Genomic DNA, 790 nt, shown 5'->3' with positions numbered 1-790 from the left:
ACTGAACACTTTATTGCAGATATTCATGGCGAATATGATGCGTTTAATCATTTTTTAAAAAACGCGAGTGGGATTTTAAAACAAAAAATAGAACTGACGTTTAAAGACCTTGATGAGGTCAATAAAAGACGATTGGCGTTTTTTATCTATTATCCTCATGATATGATTAATAAATATCAAAAAGCATGGGACAATGAAGCATTTCGTTTACTCTTAAAAGACGTCTTAAATAGAATGATTATTTTAGCGCGTATTGTTGCGACTAAATATACCAAAAGTCATGTAGGAAAAAACTTACCTGAAGAGTTTAAATATATCATTCAAGAATTGTTGTATGAATCGAATAAACATGAAGATAAAAGACGGTATTATGATGCGATTATGGATGCGATTTTTAAAACAGGACGTGAGAAAAAGCTAATTATTGAACTCTCACGGTTTATTAGACGTCTAGCCATTGATAGACTCCATATTGTAGGCGATATTTTTGACCGTGGGCCTAAACCCCATATGGTAATGGATAAAATCATGCGTCAAAAGTTTGTCGATATTCAATGGGGAAATCACGATATTATTTGGATGGGTGCAGCAAGTGGCTGCAGTGTAAGTATTGCCAATGTGATAAGAATTGCGGCGCGTTATAATACGCTTGATTGTTTAGAAGATGGCTATGGCATTAATTTACGCCCTTTATTCTCCTTGGCCAATAAACTGTATAAAAACGATTCATGCGAAGGGTTCTACCCAAAAAATGTTAATGAGAGAAACGAACTGATTGACCTTCCTAAAT

The 790-nt window shown here is 34.3% G+C and carries 1 protein-coding gene; it reads left to right on the top strand.

Annotation, left to right across the window (positions count from 1 at the left end):
• Positions 1-790, top strand: a 790-nt coding sequence (locus ABCO64_RS10240; RefSeq protein WP_343089387.1) for a fructose-bisphosphatase class III, incomplete at both ends; no start/stop codon positions are given.

The organism is Methanocalculus natronophilus, assembly GCF_038751955.1.
GTDB lineage: Archaea > Halobacteriota > Methanomicrobia > Methanomicrobiales > Methanocorpusculaceae > Methanocalculus > Methanocalculus natronophilus.
This window is presented reverse-complemented; position numbering and strand designations above follow the sequence as displayed.